This is a genomic window from Niallia sp. M35 (genome assembly GCF_050971705.1).
GTDB classification, from domain to species: domain Bacteria; phylum Bacillota; class Bacilli; order Bacillales; family Cytobacillaceae; genus Niallia; species Niallia circulans_A.
Map to the genome: position 1 here is coordinate 123,174 of NZ_JBPCEP010000007.1, position 12,964 is coordinate 136,137.

The 12,964-nt window shown below is 35.9% G+C and carries 15 protein-coding genes and 1 pseudogene; 11 read left to right on the forward strand and 5 right to left on the reverse strand.

Annotated elements, in window-relative coordinates; translation table 11 throughout:
* The first annotated feature begins 83 nt into the window (after positions 1–83).
* A complete protein-coding gene (locus NiCM35_RS11080; protein ID WP_433779503.1) occupies positions 84–443 on the forward strand; it encodes a MerR family transcriptional regulator in 360 nt (119 codons plus the stop codon).
* Positions 444–634: 191 nt separating this feature from the next.
* Here the strand turns inward: NiCM35_RS11080 and NiCM35_RS11085 are convergent, their stop codons facing one another.
* The gene (locus NiCM35_RS11085) at positions 635–1,018 is read right to left on the reverse strand and encodes a RidA family protein (protein ID WP_047942862.1); all 384 of its coding nucleotides are present in this window, start codon (positions 1,016–1,018) and stop codon (positions 635–637) included.
* A gap of 106 nt (positions 1,019–1,124) precedes the next feature.
* Between NiCM35_RS11085 and NiCM35_RS11090 the strand changes: the two genes are divergently transcribed.
* The gene (locus NiCM35_RS11090) at positions 1,125–1,463 is read left to right on the forward strand and encodes a winged helix-turn-helix transcriptional regulator (protein ID WP_095330255.1); all 339 of its coding nucleotides are present in this window, start codon (positions 1,125–1,127) and stop codon (positions 1,461–1,463) included.
* A gap of 353 nt (positions 1,464–1,816) precedes the next feature.
* On the opposite strand, the gene NiCM35_RS11095 is transcribed toward NiCM35_RS11090, so the two are convergent.
* A complete protein-coding gene (locus NiCM35_RS11095) occupies positions 1,817–2,206 on the reverse strand; it encodes a carboxymuconolactone decarboxylase family protein (protein WP_123259015.1) in 390 nt (129 codons plus the stop codon).
* 99 nt (positions 2,207–2,305) lie between these two features.
* Between NiCM35_RS11095 and NiCM35_RS11100 the strand changes: the two genes are divergently transcribed.
* The gene (locus NiCM35_RS11100; RefSeq protein WP_095330253.1) at positions 2,306–2,671 is read left to right on the forward strand and encodes a MerR family transcriptional regulator; all 366 of its coding nucleotides are present in this window, start codon (positions 2,306–2,308) and stop codon (positions 2,669–2,671) included.
* Positions 2,672–3,035: 364 nt separating this feature from the next.
* Here NiCM35_RS11100 and NiCM35_RS11105 read toward each other — a convergent pair whose 3' ends face one another.
* On the reverse strand, positions 3,036–3,524 hold the full coding sequence (locus NiCM35_RS11105; RefSeq protein ID WP_095330252.1) for a DedA family protein: 489 nt from the start codon (positions 3,522–3,524) through the stop codon (positions 3,036–3,038).
* Positions 3,525–3,895: 371 nt separating this feature from the next.
* Between NiCM35_RS11105 and NiCM35_RS11110 the strand changes: the two genes are divergently transcribed.
* The 4 genes from NiCM35_RS11110 to NiCM35_RS11125 all read left to right on the forward strand — a co-directional run bounded on the left by NiCM35_RS11110 (position 3,896) and on the right by NiCM35_RS11125 (position 6,922).
* The gene (locus tag NiCM35_RS11110; protein WP_303985294.1) at positions 3,896–4,156 is read left to right on the forward strand and encodes a hypothetical protein; all 261 of its coding nucleotides are present in this window, start codon (positions 3,896–3,898) and stop codon (positions 4,154–4,156) included.
* A 15-nt stretch (positions 4,157–4,171) separates the two neighbouring features.
* Positions 4,172–4,471 carry a phasin family protein gene (locus NiCM35_RS11115; protein WP_047942858.1) on the forward strand — a complete coding sequence of 100 codons (300 nt, stop codon included), beginning with the start codon at positions 4,172–4,174 and terminating at the stop codon, positions 4,469–4,471.
* 14 nt (positions 4,472–4,485) lie between these two features.
* Positions 4,486–6,144 carry an ABC1 kinase family protein gene (locus NiCM35_RS11120; RefSeq protein ID WP_433779507.1) on the forward strand — a complete coding sequence of 553 codons (1,659 nt, stop codon included), beginning with the start codon at positions 4,486–4,488 and terminating at the stop codon, positions 6,142–6,144.
* Between the two features lie 211 nt (positions 6,145–6,355).
* Entirely contained in the window at positions 6,356–6,922 is a 567-nt protein-coding gene (locus tag NiCM35_RS11125; protein WP_123259017.1) for a nucleotidyltransferase family protein, read from the forward strand.
* An 8-nt stretch (positions 6,923–6,930) separates the two neighbouring features.
* On the opposite strand, the pseudogene NiCM35_RS11130 reads toward NiCM35_RS11125, so the two are convergent.
* A pseudogene (locus NiCM35_RS11130) lies at positions 6,931–7,519 on the reverse strand (IS1595 family transposase); the annotation flags it as partial.
* Between the two features lie 220 nt (positions 7,520–7,739).
* On the opposite strand from NiCM35_RS11130, the gene NiCM35_RS11135 reads away from it, so the two are divergent.
* The 3 genes from NiCM35_RS11135 to NiCM35_RS11145 all read left to right on the forward strand — a co-directional run bounded on the left by NiCM35_RS11135 (position 7,740) and on the right by NiCM35_RS11145 (position 10,032).
* On the forward strand, positions 7,740–8,882 hold the full coding sequence (locus NiCM35_RS11135) for a zinc-dependent alcohol dehydrogenase (protein ID WP_095330249.1): 1,143 nt from the start codon (positions 7,740–7,742) through the stop codon (positions 8,880–8,882).
* Between the two features lie 170 nt (positions 8,883–9,052).
* Entirely contained in the window at positions 9,053–9,475 is a 423-nt protein-coding gene (locus tag NiCM35_RS11140) for a NusG domain II-containing protein (protein WP_095330248.1), read from the forward strand.
* Between the two features lie 62 nt (positions 9,476–9,537).
* A complete protein-coding gene (locus NiCM35_RS11145) occupies positions 9,538–10,032 on the forward strand; it encodes a hypothetical protein (RefSeq protein WP_433779510.1) in 495 nt (164 codons plus the stop codon).
* Between the two features lie 6 nt (positions 10,033–10,038).
* Here the strand turns inward: NiCM35_RS11145 and NiCM35_RS11150 are convergent, their stop codons facing one another.
* Positions 10,039–10,827 carry a formate/nitrite transporter family protein gene (locus tag NiCM35_RS11150; protein ID WP_047942853.1) on the reverse strand — a complete coding sequence of 263 codons (789 nt, stop codon included), beginning with the start codon at positions 10,825–10,827 and terminating at the stop codon, positions 10,039–10,041.
* Between the two features lie 404 nt (positions 10,828–11,231).
* Here NiCM35_RS11150 and NiCM35_RS11155 point away from each other — a divergent pair, with 404 nt between their 5' ends.
* On the forward strand, positions 11,232–12,719 hold the full coding sequence (locus NiCM35_RS11155; RefSeq protein ID WP_095330246.1) for an MFS transporter: 1,488 nt from the start codon (positions 11,232–11,234) through the stop codon (positions 12,717–12,719).
* Positions 12,720–12,964: the final 245 nt, after the last annotated feature.

Genomic DNA, 12,964 nt, shown 5'->3' on the forward strand with positions numbered 1-12,964 from the left:
CTCCATGTCAATAAAAAGAATTCTCCTTGACCTGGAGTTAACTTCATATCTTATAATGACTTTATAAGAAGGAGGACGAACGAATGTATACCATTAAGAAGGCAAGTGCTCTTACTAGACTAAGCATTGATACAATCAGATATTATGAAAAAGTTGGTTTGCTCCCAAACATTAAACGGCTGCCGAATAAGCATCGGGTCTTTACACAAGCTGATATTGATAGGCTTCAAATGATCACTTGTATGAAAAAGGCAAATCTTAGTTTAGAAGAAGTGAAATTATATCTTGATATTGCGGAAACAAGTAAGATGACTCCTGAAATGATAGCAGGTATGCTTCGGCAAAAAGAAAAAGTAAAAAATCAGATGGCTCAATTACAGTCTGTTTTGGATTTTATCGATGAAAAATTAGCCGAAGGAACATGGTTAAAAAGAAAAGTATAAAAACGTATATCATTAATTTAAGGATATTTCTTAAATCAAATAGATTTTGGTATTTCACAACTAAAGTGGAAGGGTTAGTGACATAACTAATAGGAAATTTAATATTCCTATACCCCTGTAATGATATTTAAATCAATATTATTACAGGGGTATAGGTCAGGTACATTAATTACTTTGAAATAATATCTTACTTAATCAGAGTGTGCGACAGCCTTGACTTCAATCAACTGCTCCGGAAACGCCAGATAAGTCACGCCGATGAGGCTGCCGGCTGGTCTGTGTTTTTCCAGGTATTCTTTGAACAGACTGATGACTGGCTCAGTGTGCTCCTGCGGGTTTGTTAGAAAGATTTCCACATAAGCGAGGTTGGACTTCGTGATACCAAATTCATTCAAAACTCGATCGAGGTTTTCTAATGTTTGGCGAGTTTGTGCCTCAATATTATCCTTGCCAACGAACATACCATCCTTATCGTGCGAAAATTGACCTGAAATGTAGATAGTACCGTTGACACTATATCCTTGGGTAATACCGTGGTCCCATAGGTTGTGATTGTAGGTTTTAATAGTAGTCATTTTTTTCTCTCCTTTATCTCGAATTAAGGTAAAGTATAAAATGAATATAAAGAAAAAAATAGTACGCACTATTTAGATAGCTACTATCAGAAAGGAAAGTGTCAATATGAGTATGGCTGATTATAAAGAAAAGGGTAATATCCAAGAGACACCTTTTGGATATACACTGTCAGTTATTGGAGGTAAATGGAAAATGCTAATTCTTTATCTCCTTTCAGAAAGTCAACCTGTTCGCTTTAATGATATGAAAAGAAGAATAGGAACAATTACCTTTAAAACATTAAGTTCACAGCTTAAAGATTTGGAAGCAGATGGGATGGTTATACGAAAGGAATATCCTCAAATTCCTCCTAAAGTGGAATACAGTCTAACACATAAAGCAGAATCGATATTGCCTATTTTAGAACAGTTATGTGAATGGGGAGAAAAAAACCGCAATATTTAAATTTTTTTGTAAGATAATAAGAACTTATTTGGATCAATATGAGCTAAATTTAGTCTCTTGCATTAGAAAACAGAAAACAGTTACCTAATGGTAGCTGTTTTCGTAGTGTGCCTGGCATGTTCACTAGCAGGAGGTGAAAGTCTGCTTTGGACGGTTAGGTTATGAAAACCATTAGTCAAAGGCAAAGATATCCGTGATGACACGGAATTAAAAGGAACCATGGTCGTCACGGCAATGCTGCTCCCTACTCGTTTGCCGCTATTGTGATAGGTAAATATAATAAAAAAAATAGGGATATAAAGTTACTACACAATTAATATTTTTCGAGGAATTGAAACTCATCTTGAAAAATATTAGTTTTTTATCTGCAAATTACGTTCTTTAAAAATTTGTTTAGCAACAAAAATAGCATTAAGAACTTTTGGAAAACCTGTATAAGGAACACAATGAGTAATGGCCTCGATCACTTCTATAGGGGTGAGTCCCACATTCAGTGCAGCATTAATATGGATGTTAAGTTGTGGTTCACACCCTCCTTGAGTAGCAAGTGACGCAATGGTTATAAGTTGGCGTTGTTTTAAATTTAATCCCTCTCGAGTATAAATTTCTCCAAAAGCGAATTCAACAACATATTTACCGAGGTCGGGAGCAATATCTTTTAGAGAATTTATAACTCGCTCTCCGCCTTCTCCGTCTATTTCCATTAGTTTTTCCCAACCTCTTTGATAACGGTCATTTGACATTTGATTATCCTCCTTAGTGTTTAAAATCAATAATATAAAATAATTTACACTTTAGACTGCACTCTAAAGCAAGGCTTTTTTTATGCTATAATTAAATTTATGGATAAAAAATATTTTACAATTCGAAATATATCAAATATGACGGAGCTATCCGTACACACCTTACGTTATTACGAAAAAATTGGTCTGCTTAACAATGTAAAACGGGATGTAAATGGTTATCGCCAATATACTAAGTCAGATATTTCTTGGATAAACTTCTTAATTCGTTTAAAAGTAACAGGGATGCCAGTGTCTGAGATGAAAAAGTTTTCTGATCTGCGGAGTAAAGGGGATTCTACGATAAGTTTACGTCGGAAGTTATTAGAAGATCATCAAAAAAGTATCCAGGAACAGATAAAAGACTTACAAAATAATCTTCATAAGATTGAGGAGAAAATCAACTATTATAAGGAATTGGAGTAAATAAAATAATGGTATTCAATTTGCGATTGCTCCTAAAGAAATGATGCAAGGAAATAGAGAATCTACTTTTCCTTCTCTCTCAGGAAGGAAGCTTTTCAATTACTGGCTAAAGGTTTTAGCAAGTTATACAAATATCTTAGGGCAATCTTCATAAATGGTGAACACCTTTTTTGTTACTACTCAATGGAAATGTGGTATTCATTTAGAGGATGAAAGCCCTCCTTTCACTTTACTTTAGCTTATGTAGTCGAGCTAGATCTACGCCACCACAATTGATTATTTAGGATGAAATAATCAATTAGAAAGCTAGAAGGAACAGTATTTGGGCTGGAATTTGCTCTTCAAAAAAAGGAGTGCTTCCCATTTAAAATGGAAGCACTCCCATATAGTAACCAATAATATTAAAAAGTAAGCACCAAAGAAAAGAACCGATTGCGGCAAATAACATGTATTTTGATAAATTCATGCCAGAAATGCCTGAAAAATAAGAAGTTAATCTTCTGACACCTGGGATGAAATTAGCAATGACTATTGTCCAAGGGCCATATTTATCAAACCAATTTTCCACGCGTTCTAATTTGCTAGGGGTAAGCTTGATCCACTTTCCGTGTGTAAGCAGAAATGGTTTGCCAATTTTCTTGCCTAGTGCGTAATTGATGACCATGGCACTAAGGGCACCAATAAAGCAAATGATATCTGCAGTAAGAAAATTCATTATGGAAATGGAAGAAAGATAGCCTACAAAGGTTAGCAATGCTTCATCTGGAACAGGAATACCTAACCCGCTTAATGCAAAAAGCGCAAAAATGGCAATGTAGCCGAATTGGGAAATGAAATGTATGGATGTACTCATCTATATTACTCCGTTCTTTATTTCTCGTTAACTAGCTAATTTGGAAGAAATCCACAGTATATAGTAGCTAAGTAAAATGCACCTATTCTATGACAAAATAGTAAAGAAATAATGCGACTTTCCTATCATACAGGGAAATAAAGAAAAATGGGAGTGAAAAGTTTTAAGAAGTTCATTTTAAGATCACTTTATGAAGAGTTGCTAACGATGTAAATAATAATAATGCAAACAAGAATCAATGATTGTGTCCAGATTACTTTTTGGCTGAGTCCCGCTCTTTTTTCTAGGAAAAAGATATAACCGTTTATGAGAGCAAATCCTAGAATAAGAGTAGGTACAGAAAAGGAGTGCTCGGAGGACAAGTGAGGGCATTGGCAATAACCAGAGAGATAATCAGCATGCCGATGGAACCCCATACTAATTCGATATACAGACTTCTTTTATTCTCCATAATTTTGACACCTCCTTATGAAAAAGTCACCATTATTTACATTATTAAGCATATCATAAGTATGTTGGTACAAAGAAAGAAATTACACTCGAATGATTTGACTTTGAATCATATTTGGATTACTTTAATGACAAATAGAAAAGTAGTCAATGGGAAAATGAAGCATGCTAGAAAAATATAAGGAGGTTTTTTGAGGATGAGAACAACGATTGAAAAAGCACTTTCCTTAGGTTTAGGTTTAGCGATTGCAGGTAAAGAACAAGTAGAAAAAACAGTTGAAGAGTTGGTGAAAAAAGGAGAGGTAAGCAAAAATGAATCAAAAGATTTAATCAATCATTTGATTCAAAAGGGAGAGGAAATGAAAGGTCAGCTTGAAGCAGTAGCAAAAGAAAAGGTAAATGCTGCTTATGGGGAATTAAAGCTGGCTACTTTAGAGGATGTAAAGAAATTAGAAAAAAGAATAGAGGCATTAGAAAGAAAAAATCTCGACGAATAAAGTAGGTTTGTAAAATGGGTGTAAGTAAACGTATTAGACAGATGAAAAGATATCGCAAAATAACGTCTATTCTCGCTCGTAACGGAATAGGCTTTTTTTCCAATAAGATCGGATTGGAGGAGAAGTTTTTCTTTCATAAAGAACATCCTCCTAAAAGCACTGGAAGACGCATCCGCTTAATACTCGAAGAACTTGGAACTACCTTTATTAAACTTGGGCAAATTGCCAGTACTCGTCCTGACTTAATCCCACCAGAAATAATTAATGAATTAAAAGAACTGCAAGATCAAGTACCTCCCTTTACCTATGGAGAAGCCGTTCAGATTTTAGAAGAAGAATTAGGTGATTCTGTCGATCATCTGTTCAAACATTTTTCTGAAACTCCTTTGGCGGCAGCATCCATTGGGCAAGTGCATAAAGCAATCCTTAAAGACGGGACACAAGTTGCTGTCAAAATACAACGTCCTAATATTCATGCTATCATCGAAACAGATTTAGAAATTATCGCCGATTTGGCCCGAATTGCGGAGAATACATGGGGTTGGGCAAAGCAGTATGGGCTTCGCGAAATTGTTGATGAACTAGCAAAAGGTCTGCTGGTTGAATTAGACTATGGAATCGAAGCAAGAAATATGGAGCGTTTTCTAGAACAGAATAAATCGATAGGATATGTTGTCATCCCGTCGGTTTACTGGGATTATTCCACAAAAAAGGTATTGACGATGGATTATATAGAGGGAATAAAGCTATCTGACCATAAGCGATTAGATGAAGCTGGAATTGATCGAGAACTGCTTGCCGAAAGATTAGCCTATACGATTTTTTATCAAATTCTAGAGGTTGGTCATTTTCATGCTGATCCTCATCCAGGAAATGTACTTGCACTACAGGATGGGCGCATCGTTTTATTAGATTTTGGAATGGTAGGACAACTTTCCTCTTATACGAAAAAGAGTTTTGCTTCCTTCGTTGTTGCACTTCGTAATAAAAGCACGAAAGGAATCATCCGCGCGATTTCTGATTTGGGCATGATTCCCGAAAATGTTGATATAAAAAAATTAACAGCTGATGTGGAAGAACTGCGCGATAAATATTATGATATTCCGCTGAAAGACGTAAGTGTGGGTGAAGCAATTAATGATTTATTTATTATTGCCTTTCGTCATAATATAAGAATTCCTTCCGAATTAACCCTTTTAGGAAAGTCACTCATGACGATGGAGGGAGTTGTCGTTGCACTAGATCCTACTTTTAGTGTATTTGATGTGGCGGAGCCATTTGGAAGAAAGCTATTTCTTGATAAGCTAAAGCCATGGAAAATAGTGAAAAATATAGTAGATGAAATACCAGAATATTTTGCTTCTCTGAAAGATATTCCGATTACCGCTAAACAGTTAATGGGAATTATTCGCAAGGGAAAGGTGCAGGTAGAGTTTACCTCCCCACAGTTGGATTTGTTAATCAAAAAGATTGATCGATTCAGTAATCAAATCGCGTTTAGTATAGTGCTGCTGGCATTAAGTATCGTGATGGTCGGTCTCATTATTGGTGTCGCACTTAGCGGAGTACAAACCGTTCTCTGGAAATTTCCAATCATTGAAATTGGCTTTTCCATTGCCATGTTGATGGTTGCATGGCTTATTTACTCGATTTTTCGGTCTGGCAGGTTTTAGAATAATGAAAATGAAAAGTGTCAAAGACTCTCTATTCGAGTTTTTGACACTTTTTTCGGTCATGTTTTTTTTTATGGTCTTTTTGTAAACTTGTTGCTTTAGATATTAAGGGGAGTGTGTTTGGAAATCTTTTGGAATAATATTCCTTCGCGCTTTGTTGTGTTAGAATAAGGATGTATGTTCGGTTGTGTAGAAGGGGGATAACTTTAAAATGTTAAAGAATAGAGAAGATGTAATAAAGCTAATCCAAAGCGATGAAAAAATGATGGAGATTATAAAGGTTGCGGGTTCCTTGAATTTGCCTGATTGGTGGATATGTGCAGGATTTGTACGTTCAAAAATCTGGGACACATTGCACGGGTTTATTGAAAGAACTGAGACGCCAGACGTAGATGTTATTTATTTTGATAACACAAAAATTGATGAGAATTTTGAAAAGGAATTAGAGAATAAGTTGAAAAGCATAATGCCTAATATACCTTGGTCTGTTAAAAATGAAGCAAGAATGCACGTCATTAATAATCTTCCTCCTTATTCTTCTTCGGAAGATGCTATTTCAAAGTTTCCAGAAACTGCAACTGCCATCGGAGTAAAGATAGACAAGGATAATAAACTGGTTCTTACTTCTCCTTGTGGAATTGATGATGTCATTAATTTAGAACTGAAACCGACTCCCTATTTTATCGAAACAAAAGAACTTGCTGCAATTTACGAGGAGCGAATTATCAAAAAGAATTGGAAGGCTATTTGGCCTAAAATTAAAGTCCAAACATATTAAAAAACTGATTAGGAAATATGGCGTTTTATTTTTTTATACCTCCCGCAAAAAAAATTTACAGTGATTGTGTTTGAGTTCTGGCAAGCACTGAGAAACATTTGATTAATCCGTTCCTTCTCTTCAATTTTCTTGTTTTGTTGAAGAAAGCTAAACCAATAAAGGTAGTTGTTCAGATATTTAGTCGCCATCCCTTGAAACCTTTCCATCCAATCCTTTAACCGTTTTTGATAGTTGGTTTACATTATTCAGGTGGTGGATACCTTTTTGAACATATCCTTCTTTTCTAAGATTAATAGGGCTCGTGTTTCAATGTCTTTATCAGAGCGAATTTCTTATAGTATGTAGTATTAGTGCATAGCAAAGAAGCCGGTTCATTATCATTCCCTATAACCGCATTTATTTCCTCCGCTCGCACTCGGCCTTGAGATATAACCTGCAATTACGGTTTTGAGCTACCACAACTGCAATTTTAAGGTTACTAATCCGTCTCTTCCTCCACATGTTTCTTTGGTTTTCTGTCTAAGGCTTACATTCTTTTAAAGACTCCTTAAAAAAGGATTCATCACTTTCCGCAATTCCTTTCAACATTAGAAATCCTTGGGATGTGTAGCTATATCAAGTGAAGTAGTAGATTTTTCTATTTTGATCCTAACCGTCATCGTTACTCCAAATCTAGTCTTTTAATCGGTGGTTATTCCTAAAATTAACCGCACTAGGAATCTAATTCTACAGTAAATCGCGGAAATATTTGGATGTTTGTAGCTTCTTCTGGAAATGGTATAGATAAACAATCAACTAAAACAGGAGGAGTTTGCAGATGAAGGCTGTTACATTTCAAGGAACGAAGGATGTACAAGTAAAGGAAGTGGCAAATGCGAAGCTTCAAAAAAAGGATGATATCGTCGTTCGTATTACATCTACGGCTATTTGCGGATCTGATTTACATATTTATCAAGGAGCGTTACCAGCTGAAAAAGACTATGTTATAGGACATGAACCAATGGGAATTGTTGAAGAAGTAGGACCTGAAGTAACAAGAGTAAAAAAAGGAGATCGTGTGGTACTGCCATTTAACATTGCTTGCGGACATTGTTACTATTGTGAGCACGATATGGAAAGTCAATGTGATAATGCTAATCCCAATAAGGATATTGCAGATACGGGAGCATATTTTGGCTTTACAGAACGGTATGGGGATTATCAAGGTGGACAAGCTGAATTGTTAAGAGTTCCATACGGGAATTTTGTCCCTTTTGTTATCCCGGAGTCCTGTGAATTAGAGGATGAAGCCTTGTTATTTATGTCCGACGTCCTTCCAACGGCATATTGGAGTGTCGAAAATTCAGGCGTAAAAGATGGTGATACGGTCGTCGTTTTAGGTTGTGGACCTGTTGGATTAATGACTCAAAAATTTGCTTGGATGAAGGGTGCGAAGCGCGTTATAGCAGTTGATAATATTCCATATCGCTTAAACCACGCTCAAAAAATGAACCAAGTAGAAATTGTCAATTTTGATAATCATGGAGATACAGGCAACTATATAAAGGAACTGACTTCAGGTGGAGCAGATGTCGTAATCGATTGTGTAGGAATGGACGGAAAGAAATCGCCTATGGAAGCAATAGGTCAAAAGTTGAAGATTCAGGGCGGAACAATCAGTGCTATCGAAATTGGCATGAATGCTGTGCGCAAGTTTGGTACCATGCATTTAACAGGTGTTTATGGATCTAAATATAATATGTTCCCATTAGGAAATATTTTTGAACGAAATATTACTGTGAAAACAGGACAAGCACCAGTAATACACTATATGCCTATGTTATTTGATTGGATTACTACAGGCAAAATTGATCCAACGGAGATTATTACCCATCGCATTGCATTAGATGATGCGAGCAATGCGTATCAAATGTTCAATGATCACCAAGATGAAGTAATCAAAGTTGTCCTTAAACCTTAATAATTCGAAAAAGCCATCGAAGGAAGAAGACCGATTGCTTTTCACTTTTTTATCAAACCCGTCCGAACATATGGCAATTTATCGACGATTTGACGCTATCCATATGTTTCTACTATCTAACCCTTTATAATAAAAGTGTAAACTAGCTAACACAGAGAGGGACGTTTTCGATGAGAAAATACTCCAAGATGATTAAGCCTTTTGATATTATTATGGTTGTTCTCCTCTTAATCATTTCATTTGTCCCAATGGCCGTATTTGCGATGAACCAAGGGAAGGAAGAAGAAGGGAATAAAGTCATGGCCGTTATTACACAGGACGGGAAAGTCATTCGTGAAGTAGAACTAACAGGTCATACGGAAAATGAACAATTTATGATAAAAGGAAAAGGAAAACAATATAATTTAATCGAAGTGGAAAATGAACAAATCAGAATTAAAGAAGATAATAGTCCAGACCAAATTGGAGTCAAAATGGGATGGAAAGGCATACCGGGCCAAACAATTATTTGTTTGCCCCATAAAGTTTTAATTGAAATAGTAGCAGAGAAACCAGAAAAGACGAATGAGGATGGATTGATTTTGTCCCATTAGTTAATTGATTTGTGTGGAAAGCGATGTTCAATCATCGCTTTCTTTTTGTTTTTGTGATGTTGGTGGTTTGGCTGATAAGGGAAGGAGTTTGGCTGATAAGGGAAGGAGTTTGGCTGATAAGGGAAGGAGTTTGGCTGATAAGGGAAGGAGTTTGGCTGATAAGGGAAGGAGTTTGGCTGATAAGGGAAGAAGTTTGGCTGATAAGGGGAGGAGTTTGGCTGATAAGGGAAGAAGTTTGGCTGATAAGGGAAGGAGTTTGGCTGATAAGGGAAGGAGTTTGGCTGATAAGGGAAGGAGTTTGGCTGATAAGGGGAGGAGTTTGGCTGATAAGGGAAGAAGTTTGGCTGATAAGGGAAGGAGTTTGGCTGATAAGGGAAGAAGTTTGGCTGATAAGGGAAGAAGTTTGGCTGATAGACAGACAAGTTTGGCTGATATCCGCAAAATTAGCCTTTAATATATTCTCTTATAGCGAAGGAAAAAAGGGAACTGATCCAAAAAATAATAAAAAACCGATTTCACACTCTGATATTCCAAGGAGAATCGGCTCTTTTTTATAAAAATGTTTATTTTTCGTCGTCTTCCATAAAAGGCTTATTAACGTAATAATACATAACCCCCATAAAACCAACCCCGCCAATTAAATTCCCTATTGTTACGGGCACTAAGTTGCGAATAATGGCTGGGATAGTGACAGCTGGATTCTGATCTAGTACATAAGAAATAGAGAATGTTGCCATATTGGCAATGCTGTGTTCATAACCTGAGATAAAAAAGCAGAAAACGAATAAAATCATTACCGTTATTTTAGCGATATCTTCCTTTAAAGCCATTGGGATAAAGAATGCTAAACACACAAGCCAGTTACATAAAATTCCTCGAAAGAAAAGTTCACTTATGGGTGCTTGCAATTTAGTTTCTGCAGCGTGAAGCAAAAAGTCATTGACACTAGGTGACTTAAATAGCCCTGTTAGTAAGATGAAAACAGCAAAGAAAATTGCTCCGACTATATTTCCTGCATAGCTAGTTCCCCAAACTTTAAAGACATCGGTCCACTTGATTTTTTTTCTTAGTGCAGCATAAGTATAGTAAAAGGTGTTTCCTGTAAATAAATCTCCGCCACCATAAGCGATAAGAATAATAGCTGCACCGAATACTAATGCTGCCATAGGATACGCAAAAGGAGATTCTACTGCATAGAAGAAGTTCCCTGTCTTAAATGCAACAATTACTCCAAATCCAATAAACATACTGGCGACAACGGCACGCATAAAAAAGCGAAACTTACTGCGTTTATAAATTTTTAATTTTTTTAAGGCTAATTTTTCTACTTCATAAAGAGATGCGCCTTCCATATTCCTAATCCTCCTGAAAAAAGGTTTTCTTTGTTTTCACTGTAATAATGTTTCTTACCCTATTATTATCATGTTGATTCCTTAAGAGGTCAATAAAATTATGTGAAAAAAATCACAATAATAATATATATTCGAAATTTGTTCACATTTCTACTGAAAAGTTAACGATCTTATTATATTCCCAAATAGACTAAATTAAAAATATTCATAAAATATGCAACATTTTTCTGAAAATACTGTTAATTAAGACTGAGCTATGTATTGGAAAATAGAATAAAACGCGTAATATCAGCTTGGAATAATTTGTCGAAGAATTCATGTTATATTTTCTTACAAATGTATAGACTTTATATTTATTCAATCATAAAATAGAAGATGGAAACTAACAAGGGAGTGAAGAGCTCATGACTTCAGCATATCGCATTTCGATGCTTGTAAACGATCAGCCGGGAGTTCTGGCTCGTATATCCAGCTTATTTGGAACGCATCATGTTAATATTGAAGATATCAAAACGAAAAAATATAAACGAGAAGCAACGACTAGAATACAAATTTCTAGTTCGGCAGAAGAGAAGCAAGTACAAAACCTTATCCTAGGATTACAGGGATTAATGGATGTTGTAGAGGTGGATGCAGATGCTATTCATCAATCGGCTTTTCAGCAACGACTGCTTCAACGTACAAATACTATTCAAACCCTAAGAGAGCAAAAAACACTAAGCAAAAAAGTATCTTACTGGCTAGTTGCCTGTAGCTTGTTCTTAACATTATTCGGTACGAATATTCCTGCCTCCCTGTATTCGCTTTACCGTGTAGAATGGGGACTTACATCGGGAATGATTACCCTTGTATTTGCTATTTATGCTTTTACGGTTATTCCAGCAATTGTGATTGCGGGGCAATTATCCGACCAGATTGGAAAAAAGAAAGTACTTATCCCGGGAATTTTCTTTTCCCTTATAGGAACTCTTTGCTTCACCGTAGCGAATGGTCTGGGAATGCTGCTTATTGGTCGCTTATTCCAAGGATTATCTGTTGGTATTTTAAATGGGGTAGCAGTAGCTGCTTTAACGGAGCTTGATGAGAATAAAAATACAAAAAAGACTGCGTTAATATGTGCTCTTGCTGTTACGCTTGGGAATGCATTCGGCCCAATTCTCTCCGGATTACTTGGTGATTTTGCTCCAATCCCATTGAGATTATCCTATTATGTACATTTATTATTTATCATTCCATGCTTTATCTTCCTATTTTTCTTAAATGAAAATATTAAACCTGGTTTAAAGCCTGTTCAATTGAAGAAGCCATTTGTTCCAAAAGAGATTATGAAACCATTCTTACTAGCATCATTTACTTCTTTTGTAGCATGGTCGATTATTAGTATGTTTATGTCGTTAATTCCGTCTAATCTGTCTAGCTTTACAACGGTAACTAGTTTAACAATATCAGGCGTAGTTGTAGCACTTGGATTAATCGCTGCTGCTTTTAATCAAATTTTATTAAAACAATTATCACTAATGAAATTAATGACAATTGGATATGTGTTTCTTGCATTGGGTCTTATCTTTCTAGTTATTACGATTGATACGAAATCACTGACCTTACTGTTGATTTCTGCTGTATTGATTGGTGGAGGAAATGGACCAGCTTATGCAGGAAGTCTGGCACTAGTTAATGAAGTAGCTCCAAGTAAAACGAAAGGAAATATTGTATCTACTTTCTTTGTCATTACTTATCTTGGTGTGAGCCTGCCAGTTATTGGTCTTGGCTATTTATCTCAGTCTTTCGGGGTAGCGGGGGCTGTAACGACTTATGTACTCATTATGGGAGTACTGTTAGTAGGAATTGCAGGCTTTGCATGGAAAGAGGGGAAATCCATTTTTCCTAAATGAAATATTCTAAATTAAAAGGCCGGATTTACTTTTAAAAAGTAAACTGGTCTATTGTCATCCCTATCAATTAAAAGTAAAAGAATTGTAAAGGAATAAAAAAGTATTAATAATTATCTCGATGTTGAATAGAATGTTGATGTAGAAGATTTGGCAAGGGAATCTGCTATGATATATCATAGAAACGAATTGGATGGCCCCATAGACAGAGACGATCTAGGAGGCTAGCTTGAAGGTTTGAAAAGATA